This window comes from Methylobacterium sp. WL116 (assembly GCF_008039455.1).
Classification (GTDB): Bacteria; Pseudomonadota; Alphaproteobacteria; order Rhizobiales; family Beijerinckiaceae; genus Methylobacterium.
The window spans coordinates 1-691 of sequence record NZ_VRUV01001029.1 but is presented as its reverse complement, the minus strand read 5'-3'; the positions used below and the strand labels follow the sequence as shown (position 1 = coordinate 691).

At 76.0% G+C, this 691-nt stretch carries 1 protein-coding gene; it reads right to left on the bottom strand.

Features of this window, described 5'->3' with window-relative positions; genetic code table 11:
- Nucleotides 1–682 (bottom strand): metallophosphoesterase (locus tag FV223_RS29215; RefSeq protein WP_147730065.1); only part of this gene is annotated, 682 nt, incomplete at its 3' end.
- Between the last annotated feature and the right edge of the window lie 9 nt (nt 683–691).

Below are 691 nucleotides of genomic sequence, written 5' to 3'. Positions count from 1 at the left end.
CCGCCACGTGGGCGACGCTCGCCACGTGGTTGTGCCCGTGCAGGACGAGGTCGGCGCCGACGCGGCCGAGCATCGCGCTGAAGGCCGCGGCATCGCGCAGGTCGCGGCCCGGGCTCGCGCCGCCGGGATGGGGCGGGTGGTGGATCATCACGACGCGCGCCGGCCGCGACGGGTCGGTCGCCAGCGTGCGCAGGAGCGATTCGGCCGCCGCGATCTGGCGCGGCCCGAGCCGGCCGGTGGCGACGAACGGCACCGTCGGGATCGCGCTCGACAGGCCGACCAGAGCCAGCGGCCCGCGCCGGCGCAGATAGGGAAACGTGCCGCTGCCGCCGGCGTCGTCGGCGGTCCAGGCACCGCAGGCCGCGAGCAGGCCCTCGAGGGAGCCGCGCACGTAGGCGTCGTGGTTTCCCGGCACGAAGCTGACCGCCTCGGGCGTGCCGAGCGCCTCCAGGAAGATGCGCGCGGTGTCCCACTCGCTCGGCAGGCCGATGTTGCACAGGTCGCCGGTGCAGGCGACGTGGTCGGGCGCCTGCAGCCTCAGATCGGCGACGAGCGCGCCGAGCACCTCCATGTCGTGGCTGCGCGAGCGCCCGCGGCGCCAGTTGGCGTAGCCCGTCGCGCGCTTGCCGAAGAGCTGGCGCAGGCGCGGGCCGCTGGCTCTGGTCGGCCTGTCGAGCGCGATCCCGACGGT